This is a genomic window from Aquirufa sp. A-Brett2-15D, from assembly GCF_054558735.1.
The window spans coordinates 273774-295702 of the sequence record NZ_JBSKFT010000003.1; the positions used below are offsets into that span (position 1 = coordinate 273774).

A 21929-nucleotide genomic window follows, 5' to 3' on the forward strand; every position below is an offset into this window, starting at 1 on the left:
TACGAGCGGATAGGCCGCAATTTCAAATATACGATTTTGCACAATTATATAGGTAAAATTTTATAAATTCCCGAAAAAAGTATAATCATGAAAAAGCTACTTTTATTCCTCCTATTTCCTTTCCTTTTTCAGGCCAAACCGCTACGTGTCGGTATCGCCGGAATGACCCATGGACACGTAGGGCAAGTATATACGGCGATTAAAAAGCCTCAGCAAGATGTAATTATCGTCGGTTTTGCAGAACCAAATAAAGAACTAGCGATGTCGCTTTTGAAGAAGCAAAATCTACCAGACTCCCTTTGGTTCCCTTCCTTAGAAGCATTGATAGCTAAAACGAAGCCAGAAGCGATTGCGGCCTTCAATAGTATTTATGAACACCTAGAAGTAGTCAAAGTCTGTGCACCTAAGGGAATACATGTGATTGTGGAGAAGCCTTTGGCCGTTAATATGGATCACTTGAACCAAATTAAAGCGATGGTGGCAAAAAATCCGATTCATCTGTTGACAAACTTTGAAACGACCTGGTATTCGTCTCATGCCAAAATGTGGCAGATGGTCAAAGAAGAAAAAGCCTTAGGAACGATTCGCAAAGTGGTCATTATGGATGGTCATCGTGGGCCGAAGGAAATCGGATGTGCGCCGGAGTTTTTGAATTGGCTGACAGATCCTGTGCTGAATGGGGGTGGGGCGATCATTGATTTTGGTTGCTATGGCGCGAATATCATGACCTGGTTGATGGATGGCAAAAGACCCATCGCGGTGACGGCGGTGACGCAACAACTGAAGCCGGATGTATATCCCAAAGTAGACGATGAGGCGAGTATCATTCTAACCTATCCGGATTGCCAGGCGATTATTCAAGCCTCATGGAACTGGCCTTTTGACCGAAAGGATACGGAAGTTTATGGGACGAAAGGAATTTTGGTGGCAGATAAAACAAACAAGATGCGCTATGTTTCGGGGGATCGATTTGGGAAGGAAGGCATGCTTTCGCTGGACCCTCTGCCTCACGAGGTTTCCAATGTTTTTCCGTATTTAGCAGCGGTGGTGCAAGGTCGTATTAAGCCCAAAATGGACTTGTCTTCTTATGAAATAAATCAAGTGGTGGTGGAGATTTTATCTGCCGCTAGGGAGTCAGCAAAAACGGGCAAAAAAGTGCTATTACAGAACTAGTTCCAGGCCGAGTACGCCTAGCAATCCCACGACGGCGAGAATGGTCTCCATGACGGTCCAGGAGCGCAAGCTGTTTTTAATGGATACGCCGAAGTACTCTTTATAGAGCCAGAAGCCCGCGTCATTCACATGTGATAATACCATGGATCCCGCGCCGATGCTCAAGGCGAGCAGATTCGGGTTCGTTCCAGAGGAGGCCAATAAGGGCAAAATCAAGCCAGCGGTGGTGATGCCTGAAACCGTAGATGAGCCGGTTACAATCCGCAAAACCGCGGCAATGCCCCAGGCAATAATCAAGGGATTCAGCTCAGCCCCTTGCGTTAGTTTATGCAAGGCATCGCCCACGTGCATTTCCTGTAATATTTCTTTGAAGGCGCCTGCGCCTCCAAATGTTAACATCAATGGCGAAATTTCTTTGATAGAATCCAGTAACCATCCGCTGATTTCGGGCCAAGTAATTCCGCGTTTAATTCCGAGAAAATAGACCGAAACAAACACGGAGATTAATAAGGCAACCATCGGTTCTCCTAGTAAATCGAAGAGCGGTAAATGAACAAATGATTTGATGGCGATTAATGCCACCGGTAATAATAAAATGGATAAACTTGTTGCCACACTCGGGTTTTGGCCGGCTTCATCAGCTTCCACAAAAGACATGGGAGAGGCAGGTATATTTTTTAAGGTCTTCCCAAACAACCAGCCGGAAACCAACATCGCCGGAATGGAAATCAGGATACCATAACCTAGTGTCGCACCCATTTCAGCGCCCGGTAAATGCGTCACTAAATAATAGGGCGCAGGATGCGGAGGCAGGAACCCTTGCGTAATCGAAAGCGAGGCCAGCATGGGTATTCCTAAATAAACCGGCGGTAAATTATATCGTTCTGCGGTCGATAAAACGAGTGGCGCGAGTAATAAAAAGGCGACGGAAAAGAAGAGAGGAAGTCCCACGATAAAGCCGATTAACATGAAGGCTACCGGTAGGTTTTTAGGGCCAAAAAGTTGAACAAAGTATTCCGATAACACGAACGTCGCCTTGCTTTTGGCCACCATCTTTCCCATCATGGCCCCTAAAATAATAATGGGAATTATAGCCCCCAGCGTCCCCCCAATTCCCTTTTGCATCGCGGAAATGGTCTGTTCGGGGCTTAGCGAACCAGCGATTCCCAGGCCTAGCGAAACGAAAAGAAAGGAAATAAATGGCTGTAGTTTCATGACCGAGATGAGGGTCACTAATACTAGGATGGCTATGCCGATAAGGAGCCAAATGGGCATATATTTCGGGAATGCTTGAATTGCCAATTTGGAAAAAGCAGGCCACAATTCCAAATAGATTTATCCTGTAGGGGTCGAGTCTTACTAATTTTAAAACAAGATTTATTACATTTGGTTTACACATCAGAATATGATCTCAAACCTATGAAAAAATTACTTTTTGTCTGCCTGTGCGCAGTCACTTTTTTAAGCCAAGCGCAAAACTCTAGAACACCTGTTGCTCCTGCTGCGAAACCCGCAGATACCTTAGCCGCTAAAAAACCGGTTTCTAAATCCAAATCATACGATCAAGTCATTACCAAGGAAGCTAAATCCAAAAAAGGCCTATTCACTACGCACCAAGTAGGCGATAAATTTTATTTCGAAATCCCGAAGAAACACCTGGGCAAAGACATGTTATTAGTTAGCCAAATCGCCAAACTTCCTAGTGGTATCGGCGGAGGCTATGTCAATGCGGGAACGTCCTCCCGGGAGCAACTGATTGTGTGGGAGAAATTCCAAGAAAAGATTATGATCAAAATCAAGTCCTACACATCGGTGGCGGCAGATTCATTGCCGATTAGCTTATCGGTAAAGGCGAATAATTACGAGCCGACTTTGTATATGTTTGACATTGAAACGTACAGCAAAGATTCGACTTCTTTAGTTATTGACGTTACGAAGTTTTACGGCAGTGACATTCCGGCGATGAGCGCGTTAGATGCCTCCTTGCGCGTAACACACGGGGTAAGAAATTTAGATGCGTCTCGGAGTTTCATTCGCTCCATCAAATCATTCCCTTTGAATATCGAAGTGCTACAAGATTTCACTTATAACGCATCGAAGCCATCTGCGACGGCTTACACAGAGACCATCAGTTTGCAGATGAACCAATCGATGATTTTATTGCCTGAGAAGCCGATGAAGCCCCGTTTATTTGATGAGCGCGTCGGTTATTTCACCCAAAAACAATACGATTATTCGAGTGAAGAACTTAAATCAGATCAAAAAACCTACATACAGCGTTGGCGTTTAGAGCCGAAAGATATGGCAGCTTATAAGCGTGGAGAACTAGTAGAACCCATTAAGCCAATCGTTTATTACCTGGATCCTGCGACACCGATGAAGTTGCGCAAGCACATGAAGAAAGGGGTGGAGAATTGGCAAAAAGCCTTTGAGGTAGCGGGCTTTAAAAACGCTATTATTTGCAAAGATCCACCGACCGCAGCGGAGGATCCGGATTTTTCTCCTGAAGACATTCGTTATTCGGTGATTCGCTATGTAGCGAGTACAACACGAAATGCCACTGGACCAAGCGTCAGCGATCCGCGTTCTGGCGAGATTATTGAAAGTGATATTATTTGGTACCATAACCATTTGCGTTCTTACCGTAACCGTTTCCTATTAGAAACGGGAGCTTCTAATGTGAACGCTCGCACGCTTGATACCCGTGAAGAGGATATTGGGGAGATGATGGAGATGGTGATTTCACATGAGGTGGGTCACGCGTTAGGTTTCCCGCATAATATGGGGGCGAGTAGTTCTTATGAAGTGGAGAATTACCGCAAGGCTGATTTCACCAATAAGGAGGGTATTTCTGCGAGTATCATGGATTATGCTCGCTTTAATTACATCGCGCAGCCGGGAGACCAGGGAGTGCGTTACATCCGTCAAATGGGGCCTTATGATAATTATGCAGTGAATTGGGGTTATCGCGTTTTGCCGGATGCGGTTCGTCCGGAAGACGAAGTGCCTACCTTGAATAAATGGGTGGAGGCGAAGGCAGGGGATCCTAGATTCCGTTTTGGCAATCAAGGAACGACATTTGATCCTAGTTCTCAAACAGAAGATGTGGGAAATGATCCCGTTCGCGCGAGTACGTATGCGGTTAAAAATTTGAAGTATGTGGCTAAAAACTTAGCCGATTGGACCAGCAAAAAGACGAACGATTACGAAGATTTAATCGAATTAAACGACGAATTATTAGGTTCTTGGTCTCGCTATGTGGGTCATGTGACCACGATGGTGGGCGGTGTTTACGAGCAATATGCTAAACCGAATCAAAATATTTCGTCTTATAACGTGGTTCCAAAAGCGAGCCAACAATCCGCTGTGAATTGGATCATTGCCAATGCGTTTTCGAACGTAGATTGGTTGATCAACAAGGAAGTAGTGACGCATCACATGATGGGGTACGTGGATAGAATCAGAAGTCTACAAGTAAGTCCGCTGAACCGGATGTTAAGTTTAGAGACTTTTGCGCGCTTAGATAACAGCTCCTTAACTACGCCTAATAACTACAAGACGATTGATCTTTTCCAAGACTTGCGCGGTGGTATTTGGAGTGAATTAGCTAGCGGAAAGAACATCGATTTGTATCGTCGTAATTTACAGAAAGCCTACATTGAGCGAATGAAATTATTGATGACAGACCAGGCTCCTGCACCCCCTAGTCCTTTCGGGGCTCGTGAAACCTATCCAGTAGCGCAGTCAGATGTGCGTTCGATTGTTCGTGGTGAATTGAAGTCGCTTCAAGCAAGTTTGGCTGTGGCAAAAGGGAAGGTAACGGACAAAGAAGTACGTTATCACTTAGACGATTGTTTGGAGCGTGTTTCTTTGATTTTGAATCCTAGGAAGTAACCCGCGATCAGATCTTAGAGCATGAAAACGGGTACTGTTATGACAAATATACGGGCATTGACTATATTTGCACAAACAAAATTCAAGCACTATGATTATTGAACCTAGAATGAGAGGGTTTATCTGTTTAACATCTCACCCGAAGGGTTGCGAAAAAAACGTCTTAAATCAAATTGACTACGTTAAATCAAAGGGAGCCATCGATGGCCCTAAAAAAGTGCTTGTGATCGGAGCCTCTACGGGTTTTGGTTTAGCGTCTCGCATCACGAGCGCATTCGGATCGGATGCCGCGACGATCGGAGTTTTCTTTGAAAAAGCACCTTCAGAAGGCAAAACAGCCTCTCCAGGATATTATAATAGCCTTGCTTTCGAAGCAGCGGCAGGCAAAGCAGGCCTTTATGCGAAGAGCATTAATGGCGATGCGTTCTCTACCGAAGTGAAAAGACAAGCGATCGATTTAATTAAGGCAGATTTAGGCCAAATCGATTTAGTTATTTACAGTTTAGCTTCTCCAGTTCGTCAACATCCGACAACGGGCGTGTTGCATCGTTCCGTTTTGAAGCCTATCGGCGATACATTTACGGATAAGACGGTTGATTTTCACACCGGAATTGTATCGGAAGTGACGATTACACCTTGCAGCGAGGAGGATATGGAGAATACGGTAACTGTGATGGGAGGCGAAGATTGGCAGATGTGGATGGACGCCTTGTTGAACGCGGGTGTTCTAGCGAATGGCGCGACGACTGTTGCCTATTCTTATATTGGACCTAAAGTGACAGAGCCAGTTTACCGTAAGGGAACGATCGGAATGGCGAAAGATCATTTAGAAGCTACGGCGTTTAAGATTACAGAGGATTTGGCCAAAATAGGAGGCAAAGCCTTCGTTTCAGTCAACAAAGCCCTAGTAACGCAAGCAAGTTCAGCGATTCCAGTAATCCCCTTATATATCTCTTTGCTTTACAAGATTATGAAAGCAAACGCTACGCATGAAGGGTGTATTGAGCAAATTCAACGCCTTTTCAGTGCACGCTTATATACAAATGAGGTCGTTCCAGTAGATGAAAAAGGACGTATCCGCATTGACGATTGGGAAATGAATGCAGATGTTCAAAAAGAAGTGGCTGAATTATGGAAAGGCGCTACTACGGAGAATCTAACGGCAATCGGAGATTTAAATGGCTATAAATCAGATTTCTCAAATCTATTTGGTTTCGGTATTGAAGGCATAGATTACGCGGCAGAATCGAATGAAAATGTGCTGATTCCGGGTCTTGTAACTGTAGAAAAATAAAACAGCGTCTTTTTTGTGAGGAACATTCTCGAACGCCTGCACGGCGGCGCAAGCATTAATTTTTTTTATGAATTTTATAAAATAGTTTAAATATCATTAATCATGTCTTGCGTCTATTTTTGTACGCAAACGATTCTAACTCAATGAATTAATTCAAACGTGTTAGTTTAGTTAATGAAAAAAATATTTTATAAAAGCCAGGCAAATTTTGCTTGGCTTTTTTTTAGTCAAAATATTTCTTTTTGATTTGTTCCTTATTTTCAGATGAATAGCTTAAAAATGCTTTCGCTACAGGAGACAAGTTTTTGTCCTTGTGCCACGTTAATTTCCATCTAGTGGAAATAGGCAAACCTGGTCTTTCAATGATTTTTAACGTTCCCGATTTCAATTCATTTTTTAAGCCAATAATAGGCATAATAGAATAACCTAATCCAGCTATTACTGCTTGCTTAACGCCTTCGTTTGACATTAGTTCGATTTTTTTCAAGCCATCCACTCCTTGTTTTTTGAAATAAGTCTCCATCACTTTTCTAGTGCCAGAACCTAATTCTCTAAAAATCAACGGAAGCTCGTTTTTAAATTCATGGTAATTAAAAGTGGGCTTCAGTAAAGCGGTTTCCCCATTTCCAATTAGGTATAAATCATTAGTTAATATTTCAATATAATCGAAATGTGGATTATCTACCGCATCGGAAACGAGGCTAAAGTCAACTTCATTTTCTAATTGACTCTCTAGTACTTTTTCTCTGTTTGTCACGTCTACACTAACTTCTACACCAGGATTCGTTCGTAGAAATCCAGTTAAATAATACGGTAATACATATTTTGCGGTGGAAACAATGGAAATCTTTAGGCGCCCCACCAGCTGATCTTTAAAGGCCATCGTTTTGTAATTGATGGCATAGACTTGATCTAAAATACCCTTAGCGGAGTGAGCTATTTCTTTGCCAAAATCCGTAATATAAATTTTCTTGCCTATGATCTCAAGAAGTGGAATTTCGAATTGCGCTTGAAAGTTTTTGATCTGAATGGAAACGGCAGGTTGCGTTAGGTTAAGCTCCTCTGCAGCTTTCGTGATGCTGGCAGTTTGCACCACTTTGACAAAAATCTGTAATTGATTTAAGGTATAGTTCATAATAAGACATTATGTATTTTGTCTTAAACCTAAATAAAAATTATTAATTTTTGCTAATTAGAATCTATTATTCTTTCATAATCGTGCCTAATTACCATTTAAATAATAATCAGTGTAAGCCAGGAGTAAAATAGCGTAATTGCATCTATGACAGCATCACGCAAAACTTCCCTCGCTGCGGGTATTCTTTACCTGCTCACCTTCATTTCGATACCGACCCTGTCGTTATACCACGAAATTCATCAGTCTAATTTTATTCTCAGTGCTGCCCCCTCTTCCGATGTGGTCATTGGCGGGATCTTGGAATTGTTGATGGCCTTGTTCTGCATAGGCACGGCGATTGTGCTTTATCCAGTATTGAAGAAGCAAAATGAAACGCTCGCTTTGGGTTTTGTGGCCGCACGCGTATTAGAGGCCGCACTAATTTTTGCTGGAGTTGCTGCGTTATTAACAGTATTGAATTTGCGGAGCCTAGGAGCAGAAGCGCAAGTGATGTCGCGAGGTTTAGTGATGCTATATGATCGCCTTTTTTTGATAAGCCAAAGTTTCATCCCAGCCGTTAACGGGCTTCTATTAGGAACTCTCTTATACCAAACACGTTTAGTTCCCCGCATTCTTCCTATCATCGGAATCATAGGGGCATTTACGTTAGCTGCCGGCGATGTGGCGGTTCTTTTCGGCTTATTTGATCAACGGGCTCCTCTAGCAGGCTTGTCAGCCGTACCGATAGCGTTATGGGAGTTTTCGCTGGGGATATATTTAACGGTGAAGGGTTTTAAGGACTAAGGCGGGCTTGTCGGTCTGAATTAAATCCACCCCCATAAGAGCCGCTTTCGTATAATTAACGTCCTTGTCTAGTGGCCCTAGCAAATCCGTGAATACATGTATTCCTTCCGCATGAATTTCTACCACCATTTCGCTAGTTAAGGAAAGAAAATTGGCATCGAACGCGTAGGGATGTAAAGCCGCTATTTTAGAGGCTATTTCTTCCTTTTTCCGGAGGCTAGGCATCAGTCGGGCTCCAGGGAATTCGGTTTTTAGCGAGAGCAAAAATGTGTCATTCCCATAAAAGCAAGACTCGGACGCGAGACCGTATTTTTTAAGTATTTCTACCAAGGGCTTAGGCGCCACCTCTTTGCAATCCACATAGATAAAGGTTTTTTTCGTATGCCATTTATTCCAGCGAGAAATCAGTTGACAAACTTCCACTAAACTTGGAATTTTTTCTTTTTCAAATCCTACATGGCCTTTTCCCGCCGATAGTTTTTTCAATTCAGAAAAGGGTACATTTTTTACTGGGCCCTCTCCATTTGTCGTCCTATTAAGAGATCCATCGTGCAGAATGATTAATTCTCCATCGAGCGAAGTGCGCACATCGATTTCGATGAAATTCACCCGTAATTTTAGGGCATTTTTATACGTGGCTAACGTGTTTTCTGGCGCCCTTCCTGTATTTCCGCGGTGGGCAGATATTCCAGGATCAGCTTGAGAAATAAATGCGAAACACGTGAGGAAAATAAAGTTTTTAATCATGCCGGCCATTCTAAAAATTATACCATGTAATATCCTCTATTTTCGCTGCAAATACATTACGTATTAGTTAAATTATATGTCATTAAATGGGCACCAAATTCATAACAGAAAGGTGCTAATTACTTAACTATTTGATTATATAGGCACTCCATTATTCTGTTATTTTTGATGAGAAAATCACTTAAACAAAAATGATCATGGAATCAGCTTTAAGACTATCAGAACCGCAAATGGAGCTTGTAAGAGCCGTTTTTGAATCTTACACCTCAAATTCAAAATCAATTTTTGATGTAGATTATTACATCGATCAAATTTTTGAAACGTGTATTTTTCAATCAACCATTTTTGATTTATCTAATGACAATGAAGCGGGGGATTTAGCGGTTACGTATTTTAATTTGATTTACGATTATTTAGATGCGGTTTACGAGGAAGTAGCCTAAAAAAGACTACATAAATTGTCGGTATTTCGATCTTTTTGTCTTACTTAGGACTAATTGAATCGTGATACATGTCCATACAGAAATTAACTAGCCCTAATAAGCAAATGGAGTGGGTCGACTTGACCGCTCCTACCCAGGAAGAATTAGATGAAATAAGCCAGACTTATTCGCTTAATAAGCAGGCTATTTCTGCCTGTATGCAACCCGACCACTTACCTAAGCATGAAGATGTGGACGGCACGCATTTTATTATCACGCGAATGCTGATTCATCCGGCGCGGAAACAAAACATTACGATCCAATCCTTATCGACTAAAGTGGCTTTTTTTTATCGAGCAGGACTCTTAATAACTATTCATCGTCTGCCACACGATTTTATTCAAGAGGTGCAAACACGTTTTTTTACTACAGGAATCTTTGAACAAGTAGAGTCTTTGGTGGCGAAAATTCTTTGGCACATATTACATACCTATGAATTGCCTGCTGTGAATTTGTCTAACGAATTAGATGAGTTCGAGAGGAAGGTATTTGCCCAAAATTTAACCCATCTAATGCTGTCCGAACTCTATCAAATCAAACGAAAATCACTTATCAGCAAAAAATTGCTTTTATTTAGTCAAGAGGCGGTTAGTTCCATAAATGTACTAGAGCAGGATGCAGCTGTGCTACAAGAGGTGCGGGACTTACATTCAAAATTGGTAAAAATTTACGACCTTATCCACGAGGATGTTTCTAACCTGGTGAATTTCTATCTATCTTTTTCAGCGCAAAAAACGAATGAAGTCATTAAAGTTTTAACCATTTTCTCCGTGTTTTTTATGCCACTTACCTTTTTGGCGGGGATTTATGGTATGAACTTTGATTATATGCCGGAGCTGCGTTCAAAGTGGGGATACCCCACGTTAATCTTGGCAATGGTGCTCATCAGTGCATTTATTTTTACTTGGTTCCGCCGCAAAAAATGGCTTTAAATTCATGAAAATTCCCATCTACCAAGTCGACGCCTTTAGCGATCAACTGTTTAAAGGTAATCCTGCCGCCGTTTGTCCCTTAAATGAATGGCTTTCGGACGAGCTGATGCAAAATATTGCTCAGGAGAATAATTTAGCAGAAACGGCCTTTATTGTTCCGTCTGGTGAGGGATATAAAATTCGCTGGTTTACCCCCACCGTGGAAGTCGATTTATGTGGCCACGCGACTTTAGCGAGTGCGCATGTGGTATTTCACGAATTAGGTCACACGAGTGATGATGTACACTTCCTATCCCATCGCAGTGGCCCACTTATGGTTAGTAAAAGAGAGGATGAGTTAGTTTTGAATTTCCCTTGTGATACGATCAATGAAATTGCGGTTGAACCTGTGCATAGCGCGGGACTTTCCCTGACTCCGCTAGCCGTTTATAAAGGGAAAACAGACTTACTTTTCATTTATGAATCTGAGGCCGATATCCTAAGTCTTCAACCTGATTTCGAAGCCTTGAAAATTCATCCGGTGCGCGGCATTATCGTGACAGCTCCGGGAGAAAAGACGGATTTTGTTTCTCGGTTTTTTGGTCCTGCTTGTGGGGTGAATGAGGATCCGGTGACAGGTTCGGCTCATACGACATTGATGCCTTTTTGGCACAGCGTTTTAGGTAAACAAACCATGACGGCGATGCAATTATCCCAGCGTACAGGCTTTCTCACGTGCACGCTGAAAGGCGATCGAGTGGAAATTGCCGGGAAAAGTGTCCTCTATCTGAGGGGAGAGATTTTAGTATAATTAACGCAAAATAGTCAAAACAAATTTGTCGCCCTCCTCGTTTAATCCCTATGCAAGGCGTTAAAAAACAACATTTACCTTCCAAAACCTGTCCCGTTTGCAATCGCCCCTTCGCCTGGCGCAAGAAATGGGAGAAGAATTGGGATCAAATTATCTACTGTGGTGAAAAGTGCAGACGTAGCAAATAAGTTTTCCGATGAGGACATCGACCGCATCATCCAAATGGCGTGGGAAGATCGCACCCCTTTTGAGGCGATCGAGTTCCAGTTTGGCTTAAAAGAAAAAGAGGTCATCGAATTCATGCGTCTTAATAGCAAAGAGTCCAGTTTTCGGATGTGGCGCAAGCGCATGACGGGTCGCGGCACGAAACACCTGCAAAAACGGGTTGCCGTAGATCCGCGCTTCAAATGCACGCTGCAGCGAGGCATTAGTATGAATAAAATCAGCAAGCGCTAGTGGAATTTCCTACCACACTCGAGGCCGTTTATGCCCGTATTGATGCGTTCGATCCGGCTCATTACGCCCGTTCGCGTAATTTTCTAAACGGAGGTGTTTCCTACCTTTCGCCGTATTTATCACGTGGATTTATCACCGTACCTCAAGTCGTTACACGACTAAAAGAGCGAGGAATCGGCATGGATCAGGCTGAAAAATTCATTCAAGAATTAGCCTGGCGGGAGTTTTATACGCGTACTTGGTTCCAGAAAGGCGATGCCATTTTTACAGATATTCGGCATCCGCAAGAAGGAGTTTTGCACCGAGGAATTCCGGCTGCTGTGTTAGCGGCAGAGACGGGAATTCGATCATTGGACACTTTTTTAGCCATGTTTCCGCAGCGCGGATATTTGCACAATCACCTCCGCATGTACCTTGCTTCCATTACTTGTAATGTGGGGAAATACCATTGGTCGGCGCCTGCTGCTTGGTTGTATTATCATTTATTGGATGGGGATTTAGCGAGCAATGCGTTGAGTTGGCAATGGTGCGCAGGTACTTTTAGTAGTAAGTTGTATTATGTGAATCAGGAGAATGTTAATAAGTACACTGGCAGCAAGCAACAAGGCACTTTTTTAGATTATAGTTATGAGGAATTACCTTTGCGCAAAGTACCAGAGGAATTAAGGGAATCCGCGAAAGCCGAGCTTGTTTTCACGGCACCGGTGACGAAAGCACTCAAGATTCAAGCAGATGTACCCACCTTCGTTTACACCCACTATACGTTAGATCCCACGTTCCACGAAGGCGAAGTAGGCAACCGTATTTTGGTTTTAGAACCCAGTCATTTTGCGAAGCATCCGATGGCTCCTAAGACGATTGAGTTTATCCTTTCGCTCGCTGAAAACATACCCGGAATGCAGATTTATTATGGCGAATATTCGGATTTACCCTTGCGTGGAATGTTCCGTGATCATCCCATTAACGCTCATTTTCAAGGGGTCCGCGAGGAGCATCCGACATTGGCTCCAGGATTAGTAGGGGAGTTCAATAGCTTCTTTTCTTTTTGGAATAAACTAAGCAAAAAGCTTAGCTAGAAACGTTTCAGCATTGTTTAAATGCGTTTCCTTTTTTTCCAAAGGCATCTTGTCCCAGGTACTAATCAGCATCGCCCATCTCGGATTTTTGCGGAAAGTCTCCCGCTGTTTATCTAAGAATCGCCAAAACAAGCCATCCCAAATCTCTTGCCATTCGCCTTTCGGGTAATCGCTCATTTTCAGGATATAATTCGAACCACAGATATAAGGTTTCGTGGTCATTAAGCCCCCATCGCTGAATTGCGACATGCCATACACGTTAGGCAACATCACCCAATCGTAGGCGTCGATGTACATTTCCATGAACCAGCGATGAACCGCGTCGGGCTTGATTTCGCACAATAACATAAAATTTCCCAACACCATCAGGCGCTCTATGTGGTGATTATAGCCCGTTTTCAATAGTTTATGAATCGATTGATCGATGGGCAACACACCTGTGGTTCCATCATAAAAAGCAGCTGGCATTTCGTTTGTAAATCCCCAATAATTCGTAGTGCGCTGTTGAACGCCTATCTTTCGATACAGCAATTGGACAAATTCGCGCCAGCCGATGATTTGTCTTATAAAGCCTTCCACACTATTTAAAGGTCCATCAGATGCTGCTACGCGCGCGACTACGTCTGTAGGATTTAACAAACCCACATTGATCAGCGGGCTTAAAATACTGTGAAACAAAGTCTTCTCTTGCGCCTTTATCGCGTCTTCGTAATCACCGAACAAGTGTATTCGTTCCTTTAGAAACAACTCCAAAGCCGCTTGAGCTTCCGCATGTGTCACGGGATAATAAGCTCCTGAAAAGGGCATGTCGCTCACGCCGGGATTATCCAGAAAATGCAATGCCACATAGCTGATTGCCTCGCTAATATATTCGTTCGGGACCGCCTCTGGAAATGGGGCCGGGATGAACGTATTCTTCGGAATTTTCTTGCGATTTTCCGTGTCATAAGTCCATTGACCTCCCACGGGTTTGCCGTCTTCTTCTAACAAGATTCCGCGGTCTTTCCGTTGCTGGGTATAGAAAGCGGTTTGGTAATAGGGTTTGCGATTTCCTAAAAGGGAGGTGTCCGTATTTAAGAAGTTAGGACTAGGTAAAAAACGTAAAGTGCCAGAACGACGCAGGCGCCGCTCGAGCAAATAATCATTTGGGTCGAATAGGGTAATTTCGCCCGTTATTGATGCCGCTAATGCCACTTCTGAAGAACGTGGATCCTGTGCGTCAATGTATTCCACCGTCTTTCCAGCTGCAAGCAGTCGATCAGCAAAGGCCCGCATGCTCGCCCGGTGAAAAATCAATTTCTGCTTGTGAAAGGCGTATTGATGAAAGAATAAATCAGATTCGACCAGGTAGAAAACATCTTCCTCCTGAGCCAAAGTCTCTTCGAAAAGCTGGTGTGGGAAAATCAGGAATGCGCTCATTTGTTTACGTGTTTTTGTAGGATTCGACTACTTTCTTTTCGGGCCTTCTTCGTTTTCCGCATCGCCCACACTTGATCCGATGCCGTCTTACGAGTTGCACTTAAATCTACGACGGGCGCTGGATAATCCACACCTATCTTAACTCCATAAAGGGTTTGTTCCATATCGCTCAGTTTCCAAGGTTCGTGGATCAGTGTGGGAGGAACCTGTGCTAATTCGGGAAGCCATTTTTTAATGAAAATGCCATCTGGATCATGGGCATACGAATTCTTTACCGGATTGTAAATTCGGATGGTATTAATGCCGGTGACGCCGGCTTGCATCTGGATTTGGGGGTAATGAATACCGGGTTCGTAGTCGAGAAATTGCCGCGCTAAAAAATGCGCTAAATCCCGCCAATCTTGCCATAGATTAAAGACGAAAAAGGAGACGACCATGGCGCGCATGCGGAAATTCAAATAACCAGTGGCGACCACGCAGCGCATGCAGGCGTCCACTAAAGGAACCCCTGTTTTCCCCGTTTGCCAAGCTTCAATAAGTGCGAGATCACGCGGTTTTTCGAGACTTTGGTAGGCCTTATTTACTGGCTCAAATTCCATCCGTGATTCATCCTCAAATTTTTGAATAAAGTGACTCTGCCAGTGAAGTCTAGACACGAAATTTTGTAGTGAACGCTTGTTTCTAGCCGTTTTATAATGCTGCATCGTAAACGTGTGCGCCATGCGCATGCTGATATTCCCGTAGGCTAAATAGGGGGAAATCCGACTGCAGGCTTTTCGACTTGCCTCTGGCTTACTGATCAAAGAGCTATATCCCTCATGTCGGGTATCGATAAAACTTTTCAGGTATTTCCAGCCCCAATATTCGCCCCCTTCTTGGAAGATAGGATTGCGAGTACGAAAAGTCTCAGGTAATTCGGGGCCTTTAAAAGTGGTATAAAAGTTAGAAGATAACGTAAGTAAATTCCAATTACCGTCCCGCTGAAAAAACGGTTCGCTTCGCATCGTAGTCTCCCAACGTTGCTGCCAGGTTTTGCGAGATTTTAAGCGACGGATGACACCATTCGTGGGGGTCTCTTTCCAAGCAATTTTTTCCCGCGCGCAGAACGCGACCACTTCCTTATCCCGCTGATAACTTAGTCCATTTCCAATCTCTTCATGAGAAAATAGGGTCTTGATATCGTACACAGAAGCCAGTGCCTGAAACACAGGAATTACCTCGGAATGGAACATATAAAGCTGTCCATTTCGATCCTCTAATCGCCCCCGCATTTCCATTAAAGATTCATGCACAAATCGCCAATGCCGCACATCGCTGTCAGGGAAAGCAATCAGAGAAGGTTCGAAGAAATAAACCAATAACACTGGAATATCGGAGTCCAAAGCACGGTACAGCGGCTCGTGATCCGTAAAACGGAGGTCACGTTTGAACCAGACAATATGGATCGGGGACTTTGGCATAAATGAATAACTTAAAAGCCCCTAGGATGTTTTCAGAAAGAAAAGGCGTACCTTTGCACCGCCTTATAATATTAATGTATCAAAATGAAACAATTGCTTATCGTTTGCCTTGTAATAGCCTCTTTTTCACTAACTGCTCAAACCGCAAGCATTGAAATGAGTACGGGTGGATTCTCCTTTATCCCCGCTTTTACCTCGAAAGAGCCTAATTTAATCATTAATGCGGGGACCAATCCTAAAAAACGTTTAACAGGGCACTTGATGTATATGATGCGTATTCAGAGCATGACGCCCACCACGGTAGCCTTATTTACACGTTACCGATTTATTGATAAGAAATTTAAGGCTATAATTGGAATTCACATGCCGGCTTTTCAAATGACGGAGGATTATGAAGTGACAAGTTTCTTCGGTCGGGAATTAACGATGTCTTATCCGTTGAGCAAAAAGATGAGCGTGGGTTCTTTCATATTAAATGGTCAGGCGCGCAATACCGATTTTAAAGTGACCTTGATTTCTGGAAATACGAATTACCACCACAAAAAATGGAACTTTTTATCGCAAGGATATTATTTGAGCGTGGGCGATTTAACGGGTGTAGCGGAGACGATTTCGTATGATATTAACGAGCATTTTCAGGCCAAAGCTTTTGGCAATTATACCCTAACAGACGGCCAAGTGATAGGTACAATCAGCTTGAAATACAACCTATAAGTTCTTCGCCTTAAACGTCCAGGTTAAATAGAACTCAGCGACAATCTCGCCCGCCTGATTTCGGCCTATAGAAGTTACTTGCAATTTTGTTCCCTCCGGATTTTGCAATGCCTCATTCACCGTGTCACGTAAAGCCTCGCCATCTTCGCAGGTGAAAATGATAACCCCGGTTGCTTTCTTGACAAACTTAGCTTCCAGTTTTTCCACGAGCATACTCACGGCCGGTTGACGTTTATATATCTGCCCCAAAGCCAACATCCCACAACTCATCTCAGCTGCCATCGCCTCCACCGCGAAATACATCGAACGAAACGGATTCTGATTAAACCAAGAAAGCTTCACGCGCACTTCACACGATTTCTCATCGAAATGGGCGATAGAAAGTCCTGCCCAAAAAGCGGAGGAAAGCTTTTGGAAAACAAAAAACTTAAATAGTACGGGATTTGTAATGATTCGTTTGAAGGCAGGGAAGTGTGGGTTCATAGCAAGTACATGTTCTGTCCCAAAGATATAAAAAAGGGGCGATTAAGCCCCCTTCCTTTAATAACTCAATCCATGTCCAAACGCAAACAAACCATACCCCGGGCCTTCCATATACCCCGGAACATCTGATTTATTTGCATCCACCACTGCTTGATTCAACGGAGTGGTAAATGGCATTTTGCCTGATGGATTATAAGCTCCCGTTACGATATCTAACAGGGCATCTTGTGTCGTCCCAAAAGTCGCAATAATGGAAGAAGCCTTCCCCTTATCGATTTCCCCAATCACCCACGGGTTCGTGTAATTGATCGCTAGGATCGTTGGCTTCGCGTTCAATATTTCATTTACATGTGCGACGTCGATGCGGTTTGCCGACAAATTTAAATCAATTTTTGAACCCTGTGAACTGAATAAACCACCTGCTGAAGGAATTAACCACAATAAAACGACATCTGCCTCCTCCTTCGTGGATACGAATTCTAAGCCTGGATAATTCGGTTTTGACACCTTGATCGCCTCTGCTGCATTGCGACCAGAGTTGAAATAGGTCTCGAAATAGACTTTGGTCTTCTTCGCGATAGGCAAACGTTTTTCGTCGTTGCGCACTAGTACGATAGATTTGCGAAGGGCTAAATTAGCCGCATCCACCGCCTCTTTATTACCTACGATTTTCACCGCGTCTTCCACATTTACATACGGATTTTCAAATAGACCTAAGACGAATTTTTCGGTCAATAATTTCGCTACCGATTGGTCAATGCGTGCCTCTGAAACCATTCCTTTCTTAACCACTTCGATTAAGGTCGTTGGATCTGCAGAACCGGAGAAAATATCTACACCCGCGTTCAACGCCTTCTGGTAACGCTCCGGAATAGTCATGTTTTCTACCCCCCAAGGCATCATCTCAATAGGGCCCGTATCTGAATTGATGATTCCTTTGAAACCTAATTTGCCTTGCAATAAATCACCAATCATTGCTTTGTTGAATGAGAAACCTACCTCTTCGAACTCTTTGCCTTTTGGCGCAGAATAATAAGGCATAATCGCCGACGTTCCTGCCGCGATCGCAGCCTTAAATGGCTTCACGTGAAAGTCAAACATCCCGCCAGGATAATGCGCAAATTTTCCCCAATCAAAGTGAGAATCTTGTCCGTTTTCTTGCGGGCCGCCACCTGGGAAGTGTTTGGTGGTCATCGCCACGGAGGAAGACGAGAGTTTAGTTCCTTGAAACCCTAACACAATCTGCGTAATCATATTCGATGCTAAATCAGCATCTTCGCCAAAGGTTCCTTCCACTCGACCCCAACGCGGCTCCGTCGCTAAATCAGCCATGTACATGTAGCCTTTTCGTAGACCCACCGCGCGCCATTCGGTCGCTGCCGTTTCTGCAAATTTGCGTGTTAACGTAAAGTCGCGCATGGCTGCTAAACCTAATTCACCCGGCCACTTTGAGAAGGATGTTACGCCTACGCTTAATCCCACCGAGGCATCTGTGGTCACGTGATTTCGTGGATTGGAAGCCACAATCGCGGGGATACCCAGGCGAGTAGATTCACAAAGTTCTTGTAGATTATTCGACCATTTGGCCAAAATCGCCGGCTCAGCATTCGCTCGTAAAATGAAATGGCGAAGGTGAAATTGCGTTACCCCTTTGGTCGTACCCGCAGCTCCCATATTAGGGGAAGCTAATGGTTTACGCGTAAACATATTGGTACTTTGTACCTGATCTTCCTCGTTAAAGCCTTCCGTGATTTTCGGTCGAGGTCCAGTGCTGCCTTGAACCCCATTATTGAAAACTTGATCGCCTCCCATACGCGTAGTACTGATCAGCATGAAGCCTACTTTTTCTTCCAAAGTCATCTGCGAAACCAAGTCTTTCACTCGTGCCTCAACAGGCAAGCGCCAGTCCTCGTATTTATCTAGTTTATTATTCTTGTTTAAATCTTTAAACGATAATTTTCCGATACGTAAAGTGGGAGCTTTCATGGCCACTAACACAGGTTGCGTTTGTGCGAATAGAGAGCCGGATGCAAAAAGCAAGGCCAAAAGGATACGTGATTTCATAGGTTTTTTTCTTTCTTTGTATAGGAAAGCACATTCGAACCTATTTCTAATCAGATGAAAGACCCTAATGTAGACGAATTCATACAAAGTGCCGACAAGTGGCGTGCAGAGATGGCGTATTTGCGTCATATTTTACTCGACTGTATGATGATCGAAACTTATAAGTGGAAGACCCCGGTGTATAGGATGGGCTCGAAAAATCTAATCGCCATTTCTAGTTTAAAAGAGCATTGTGCCCTGAATTTTTTCAATGGAGCGCTGCTGCAGGACGAGGAGGGCTTATTAATTAAACCCGGAGAGCATACGCAATTAGGTCGTTGGATGAAGTTTAGTTCGGTGGAGCAGATTTTGGCCAAAGAAGACCTCATTAAAGCCTACATCCTCGAAGCTATCGAGGTAGAAAAGCTAGGACTTAAATTAGAGAAGCCTGCAGAGATACCATTTCCAGTAGAATTAGTCACTATTTTCGCTGCGAAGCCTGCTCTGAAAACAGCCTTCTCAACACTCACCCCAGGTCGTCAGCGTGCCTATTTGCGCTTTTTTTCAGACGGGAAGCAGTCCGAAACACGCACTTCGCGCATCGAGAAAAATGAAAAATACATACTGAAAGGCATCGGAATTACCGATTGCATTTGCGGTTTAACGAAGCGGAAGCCGAGTTGCGATGGATCGCATAAAGCGATTGAGAATTTTAAAAGATAAAGCCAGCCACCCTTTCGAGCAGCTGGCTTTAAACTCAACCCAAAAAACTATTTATAAGTCACATCGAAACGATCTAAGTTCATCACTTTCGTCCAAGCTCCTACGAAATCCTTCACAAATTTAGTTTGTGCATCTTTCGTTGCATAGACTTCAGCAAGTGCACGAAGTTCTGAGTTCGAACCAAAAATCAAGTCAGCACGTGTCGCCGTAGCTACTGCCGCTCCTGTTTTTGTATTCGTTCCTGCGAACTCTTCTTTCGTATCGTTCGTTGGTTTCCAGGTAGTACCCATCTCCAATAAATTCACAAAGAAATCAGTCGTTAACGCGTCTTTCTTCGTTGTAAACACACCGTGCTTCGAACCATTGTAATTCGTGTTCAACACACGCATACCACCGGTTAATACCGTCATTTCTGGCGCCGTTAACGTTAATAGTTGCGCTTTGTCTACGAAGATTTCTTCGGTCGAAAGTGTGTAACGCGTTTTCAAGTAGTTGCGGAAACCATCACCCATTGGTTCTAACAAGTTTACCGATGCAACATCCGTTTGCGCTTGAGACGCATCCATACGACCTGGTGTAAAAGGAACGCTTGTTTTCACACCCGCATTCGCTGCTGCTTTTTCTACCGCTGCTGAACCACCTAAGACGATTAAGTCGGCGATGGATACTTTTTTCTTACCTGATTTGGCATTAAAATCTTTTTGAATTTTTTCCAAAACCGTCAAGACTTTCTCCAATTGCTTTGGATTATTTACCTCCCAATTGCGTTGTGGCATTAAGCGAATACGCGCTCCGTTTGCACCACCGCGGCGATCTGAGTGACGGTAAGTTGAAGCCGAAGCCCAAGCCGTCGATACCAATTCGCTGATCGATAAACCAGAAGTCAATAAGGATGCTTTCAAAGCTGCAATATCTTGCGCATTGATTACCTCGTGATTCAACGCTGGAATTGGATCTTGCCAAACCAATTCTTCTTTCGGAATTTCTGGTCCTAAATACGTCGAGCTAGGGCCCATATCGCGGTGCGTTAATTTGAACCATGCTTTGGCAAAAGCCTTCGCAAATACTTCCGGATTCTCTAAAAAGTTTTTGGAGATTTTCTCGTAAGCAGGATCAACGCGCAACGCGATATCCGTCGTTAACATCGTCGGCTTGTGGAAAACGTTTTTGTCAAACGCATCTGGGATGATGTTTGGACTATCTTTCGCAATCCATTGGTTAGCACCTGCTGGGCTTTTCTCTAAAGTCCACTCGTTATTGAACAATAATTGCAAGTATCCGATACCCCATTGTGTAGGTGTCGACGTCCAAGTCACCTCTAAACCAGACGTGATAGCATCTTTTCCTTTTCCTGACTTGTACGTGCTTTTCCAGCCCATTCCTTGCTCTTCGATGCCCGCTGATTCCGGATTGTCTCCTACGTTTGTAGCAGGACCTGCACCGTGTGTTTTACCGAACGTGTGACCACCTGCGATTAACGCAACAGTTTCCTCATCGTTCATCGCCATACGGCCAAATGTCTCGCGGATATCTTTCGCAGAAGCTATTGGATCCGGAACACCATTAGGCCCTTCTGGATTCACATAGATTAATCCCATTTGAACCGCCGCTAATGGCGTCTCTAATTTACGATCACCTGAATAGCGATTTTTATCGTCTAACCATTTCTTCTCAGAACCCCAATACACATTGTTCTCGGGCTCCCAAACGTCCGTACGACCGCCGGCAAAACCAAAAGTCTTAAAGCCCATTTGTTCTAGCGATACGTTTCCAGTCAAGACCATTAAGTCAGCCCAAGAAATTTTATCACCATACTTTTGTTTGATGGGCCATAACAAACGACGCGCTTTGTCTAGGTTTGTGTTATCTGGCCAAGAGTTCAATGGCGCAAAACGTTGCTGGCCCGCGCGCGAACCTCCACGGCCGTCACCTGAACGATAGGTTCCTGCACTATGCCAAGCCATACGAATGAATAAGGGTCCGTAATTGCCAAAATCAGCCGGCCACCATTCTTGTGATGTAGTCAATACCTTGCCGATGTCTTTTTTCAAAGCGGCATAATCTAAACTCTTGAATGCTTTGATGTAATTGAAGTCAGCACCCATTGGGTTTGACTTCTCTGAGTTTTGGCGAAGCATGGCCACGTTTAATTGTCCTGGCCACCAGTCGTTATTCGTAGTTCCCGATAACTTCATGCCCGTATGCGGATTCATCCCCGCATGTGGATTTGCGCCTGCTGCTGCGTGTGGATTAGCTCCATGTGGATTAGCACCTGCTGCCGCATGCGGATTTGCCGGTTTAGCTGAATAGTCTTGGGCTTGT

The 21929-nt window shown here is 43.8% G+C and carries 20 protein-coding genes; 12 read left to right on the plus strand and 8 right to left on the minus strand.

From position 1 onward, the window contains the following. The first annotated feature begins 87 nt into the window (after nt 1-87). Nucleotides 88-1173 (plus strand): Gfo/Idh/MocA family protein, encoded by a 1086-nt coding sequence (locus ACST14_RS09260; protein WP_459462856.1) that lies wholly within the window; start codon nt 88-90, stop codon nt 1171-1173. On the opposite strand, the gene ACST14_RS09265 is transcribed toward ACST14_RS09260, so the two are convergent. After that, nucleotides 1162-2448: a GntP family permease gene (locus ACST14_RS09265; RefSeq protein ID WP_459462858.1), complete on the minus strand. Its 1287-nt coding sequence runs from the start codon at nt 2446-2448 to the stop codon at nt 1162-1164. The two genes, ACST14_RS09260 and ACST14_RS09265, sit on opposite strands and share 12 nt — an antisense overlap. A 144-nt stretch (nt 2449-2592) precedes the next feature. On the opposite strand from ACST14_RS09265, the gene ACST14_RS09270 reads away from it, so the two are divergent. Both ACST14_RS09270 and fabV read left to right on the plus strand, forming a co-directional pair. Continuing rightward, complete coding sequence (locus ACST14_RS09270) at nt 2593-5067, plus strand: zinc-dependent metalloprotease (RefSeq protein ID WP_459462860.1); 2475 nt, start codon at nt 2593-2595, stop codon at nt 5065-5067. Between the two features lie 91 nt (nt 5068-5158). Further along, nucleotides 5159-6361, plus strand: coding sequence for an enoyl-ACP reductase FabV (gene fabV / locus ACST14_RS09275; protein ID WP_459462862.1), 1203 nt, complete (start codon nt 5159-5161; stop codon nt 6359-6361). 223 nt (nt 6362-6584) lie between these two features. On the opposite strand, the gene ACST14_RS09280 is transcribed toward fabV, so the two are convergent. Then, nucleotides 6585-7496: a LysR substrate-binding domain-containing protein gene (locus ACST14_RS09280; RefSeq protein WP_459462864.1), complete on the minus strand. Its 912-nt coding sequence runs from the start codon at nt 7494-7496 to the stop codon at nt 6585-6587. A 147-nt stretch (nt 7497-7643) separates the two neighbouring features. On the opposite strand from ACST14_RS09280, the gene ACST14_RS09285 reads away from it, so the two are divergent. After that, complete coding sequence (locus ACST14_RS09285) at nt 7644-8282, plus strand: DUF4386 domain-containing protein (RefSeq protein ID WP_459462866.1); 639 nt, start codon at nt 7644-7646, stop codon at nt 8280-8282. Here ACST14_RS09285 and ACST14_RS09290 read toward each other — a convergent pair. Continuing rightward, nucleotides 8256-9029 carry a glycerophosphodiester phosphodiesterase family protein gene (locus ACST14_RS09290; RefSeq protein WP_459462868.1) on the minus strand — a complete coding sequence of 258 codons (774 nt, stop codon included), beginning with the start codon at nt 9027-9029 and terminating at the stop codon, nt 8256-8258. The two genes, ACST14_RS09285 and ACST14_RS09290, sit on opposite strands and share 27 nt — an antisense overlap. Nucleotides 9030-9226: 197 nt before the next feature. On the opposite strand from ACST14_RS09290, the gene ACST14_RS09295 reads away from it, so the two are divergent. From ACST14_RS09295 to ACST14_RS09320, 6 genes are all read left to right on the plus strand, one after another. Further along, nucleotides 9227-9472 (plus strand): hypothetical protein, encoded by a 246-nt coding sequence (locus ACST14_RS09295; protein ID WP_459462870.1) that lies wholly within the window; start codon nt 9227-9229, stop codon nt 9470-9472. Between the two features lie 68 nt (nt 9473-9540). Continuing rightward, a complete protein-coding gene (locus ACST14_RS09300; RefSeq protein ID WP_459462872.1) occupies nt 9541-10443 on the plus strand; it encodes a CorA family divalent cation transporter in 903 nt (300 codons plus the stop codon). A 4-nt stretch (nt 10444-10447) separates the two neighbouring features. Then, complete coding sequence (locus tag ACST14_RS09305) at nt 10448-11233, plus strand: PhzF family phenazine biosynthesis protein (protein WP_459462874.1); 786 nt, start codon at nt 10448-10450, stop codon at nt 11231-11233. A 50-nt stretch (nt 11234-11283) separates the two neighbouring features. Further along, a complete protein-coding gene (locus ACST14_RS09310; protein WP_252624661.1) occupies nt 11284-11421 on the plus strand; it encodes a DUF2256 domain-containing protein in 138 nt (45 codons plus the stop codon). Next, on the plus strand, nt 11396-11689 hold the full coding sequence (locus ACST14_RS09315) for a TIGR03643 family protein (RefSeq protein WP_459462876.1): 294 nt from the start codon (nt 11396-11398) through the stop codon (nt 11687-11689). The genes ACST14_RS09310 and ACST14_RS09315 overlap by 26 nt, the downstream gene beginning before the upstream one ends. Further along, a complete protein-coding gene (locus ACST14_RS09320) occupies nt 11689-12765 on the plus strand; it encodes an FAD-binding domain-containing protein (protein ID WP_459462878.1) in 1077 nt (358 codons plus the stop codon). The genes ACST14_RS09315 and ACST14_RS09320 overlap by 1 nt, the downstream gene beginning before the upstream one ends. Here the strand turns inward: ACST14_RS09320 and ACST14_RS09325 are convergent. Both ACST14_RS09325 and ACST14_RS09330 read right to left on the minus strand, forming a co-directional pair. Next, complete coding sequence (locus tag ACST14_RS09325) at nt 12745-14184, minus strand: cryptochrome/photolyase family protein (protein WP_459462880.1); 1440 nt, start codon at nt 14182-14184, stop codon at nt 12745-12747. The two genes, ACST14_RS09320 and ACST14_RS09325, sit on opposite strands and share 21 nt — an antisense overlap. After that, the gene (locus ACST14_RS09330) at nt 14181-15644 is read right to left on the minus strand and encodes a cryptochrome/deoxyribodipyrimidine photo-lyase family protein (protein ID WP_459462882.1); all 1464 of its coding nucleotides are present in this window, start codon (nt 15642-15644) and stop codon (nt 14181-14183) included. Before ACST14_RS09330 ends, ACST14_RS09325 begins: the two co-directional genes overlap by 4 nt. Before the next feature lie 84 nt (nt 15645-15728). Here ACST14_RS09330 and ACST14_RS09335 point away from each other — a divergent pair, with 84 nt between their 5' ends. Beyond that, nucleotides 15729-16358, plus strand: coding sequence for a hypothetical protein (locus tag ACST14_RS09335; RefSeq protein WP_459462884.1), 630 nt, complete (start codon nt 15729-15731; stop codon nt 16356-16358). Here ACST14_RS09335 and ACST14_RS09340 read toward each other — a convergent pair. Beyond that, complete coding sequence (locus ACST14_RS09340; protein ID WP_459462886.1) at nt 16353-16841, minus strand: DUF4442 domain-containing protein; 489 nt, start codon at nt 16839-16841, stop codon at nt 16353-16355. The two genes, ACST14_RS09335 and ACST14_RS09340, sit on opposite strands and share 6 nt — an antisense overlap. A 57-nt stretch (nt 16842-16898) precedes the next feature. Then, a complete protein-coding gene (locus ACST14_RS09345) occupies nt 16899-18905 on the minus strand; it encodes a glycoside hydrolase family 3 protein (RefSeq protein ID WP_459462888.1) in 2007 nt (668 codons plus the stop codon). Nucleotides 18906-18959: 54 nt separating this feature from the next. Between ACST14_RS09345 and ACST14_RS09350 the strand changes: the two genes are divergently transcribed. Then, nucleotides 18960-19607 carry a DUF1801 domain-containing protein gene (locus tag ACST14_RS09350; protein WP_459462890.1) on the plus strand — a complete coding sequence of 216 codons (648 nt, stop codon included), beginning with the start codon at nt 18960-18962 and terminating at the stop codon, nt 19605-19607. A gap of 47 nt (nt 19608-19654) precedes the next feature. On the opposite strand, the gene katG is transcribed toward ACST14_RS09350, so the two are convergent. Next, nucleotides 19655-21820 (minus strand): catalase/peroxidase HPI, encoded by a 2166-nt coding sequence (katG, locus tag ACST14_RS09355; protein WP_459463133.1) that lies wholly within the window; start codon nt 21818-21820, stop codon nt 19655-19657. Between the last annotated feature and the right edge of the window lie 109 nt (nt 21821-21929).

Coding starts and splice junctions, on each gene's coding strand:
- ACST14_RS09260 (WP_459462856.1), top strand. CDS start 88: ATGAAAAAGCTACTTTTATTCCTCCTATTTCCTTTCCTTTTTCAGGCC.
- ACST14_RS09265 (WP_459462858.1), bottom strand. CDS start 2,448: ATGCCCATTTGGCTCCTTATCGGCATAGCCATCCTAGTATTAGTGACC.
- ACST14_RS09270 (WP_459462860.1), top strand. CDS start 2,593: ATGAAAAAATTACTTTTTGTCTGCCTGTGCGCAGTCACTTTTTTAAGC.
- fabV (WP_459462862.1), top strand. CDS start 5,159: ATGATTATTGAACCTAGAATGAGAGGGTTTATCTGTTTAACATCTCAC.
- ACST14_RS09280 (WP_459462864.1), bottom strand. CDS start 7,496: ATGAACTATACCTTAAATCAATTACAGATTTTTGTCAAAGTGGTGCAA.
- ACST14_RS09285 (WP_459462866.1), top strand. CDS start 7,644: ATGACAGCATCACGCAAAACTTCCCTCGCTGCGGGTATTCTTTACCTG.
- ACST14_RS09290 (WP_459462868.1), bottom strand. CDS start 9,029: ATGATTAAAAACTTTATTTTCCTCACGTGTTTCGCATTTATTTCTCAA.
- ACST14_RS09295 (WP_459462870.1), top strand. CDS start 9,227: ATGGAATCAGCTTTAAGACTATCAGAACCGCAAATGGAGCTTGTAAGA.
- ACST14_RS09300 (WP_459462872.1), top strand. CDS start 9,541: ATGTCCATACAGAAATTAACTAGCCCTAATAAGCAAATGGAGTGGGTC.
- ACST14_RS09305 (WP_459462874.1), top strand. CDS start 10,448: ATGAAAATTCCCATCTACCAAGTCGACGCCTTTAGCGATCAACTGTTT.
- ACST14_RS09310 (WP_252624661.1), top strand. CDS start 11,284: ATGCAAGGCGTTAAAAAACAACATTTACCTTCCAAAACCTGTCCCGTT.
- ACST14_RS09325 (WP_459462880.1), bottom strand. CDS start 14,184: ATGAGCGCATTCCTGATTTTCCCACACCAGCTTTTCGAAGAGACTTTG.
- ACST14_RS09330 (WP_459462882.1), bottom strand. CDS start 15,644: ATGCCAAAGTCCCCGATCCATATTGTCTGGTTCAAACGTGACCTCCGT.
- ACST14_RS09335 (WP_459462884.1), top strand. CDS start 15,729: ATGAAACAATTGCTTATCGTTTGCCTTGTAATAGCCTCTTTTTCACTA.
- ACST14_RS09340 (WP_459462886.1), bottom strand. CDS start 16,841: ATGAACCCACACTTCCCTGCCTTCAAACGAATCATTACAAATCCCGTA.
- ACST14_RS09345 (WP_459462888.1), bottom strand. CDS start 18,905: ATGAAATCACGTATCCTTTTGGCCTTGCTTTTTGCATCCGGCTCTCTA.
- ACST14_RS09350 (WP_459462890.1), top strand. CDS start 18,960: ATGAAAGACCCTAATGTAGACGAATTCATACAAAGTGCCGACAAGTGG.
- katG (WP_459463133.1), bottom strand. CDS start 21,820: ATGAATCCGCATACGGGCATGAAGTTATCGGGAACTACGAATAACGAC.